This is a genomic window from Adlercreutzia sp. DFI.6.23 (assembly GCF_024462535.1).
GTDB lineage: Bacteria > Actinomycetota > Coriobacteriia > Coriobacteriales > Eggerthellaceae > Adlercreutzia > Adlercreutzia rubneri.
On sequence record NZ_JANGBP010000119.1, the window covers coordinates 1 to 427 of the forward strand.

Genomic DNA, 427 nt, shown 5'->3' on the forward strand with positions numbered 1-427 from the left:
GATGGAAAGTGCGCTGCCTACGACCGCGACGCCGTGGCCCTTCGCCGTGATTTAGACGTGGAAGACGACTGGCCGTGGTGCCACGACACCTTGTCCTGTGGCCAGCAAAAGCGGCTGCAGGTAGCTTGCGCGCTCTGGCAGCGTCCCGATCTGCTTGTTATGGACGAGCCCACAAATCACGTCGATGTCCCCACCCGCGAGGCCGTCACGGCGGCTCTTGCGCGCTTCAAGGGCGTGGGCCTGCTGATCTCCCATGACCGCGCCCTGCTGGATGCGCTGTGCTCCCAGTGCTTGTTCATGGCGGCCGGTCAGGTGACGGCGCGGCCCGGCGGCTACAGCCAGGGGCGCGGGCAGGAGCAGCTCGCGCGGGAAACGGCCGTCCGCCGGCGCGATCAGGCGAAGCGCGAGAGAAAGCGCCTCGCGGGGG

At 68.4% G+C, this 427-nt stretch carries 1 protein-coding gene; it reads left to right on the forward strand.

Translation table 11 applies throughout. The features are described from left to right. Nucleotides 1-427: ATP-binding cassette domain-containing protein (locus NE591_RS12605; RefSeq protein ID WP_256156786.1), on the forward strand; the 427-nt coding region annotated here is incomplete at both ends.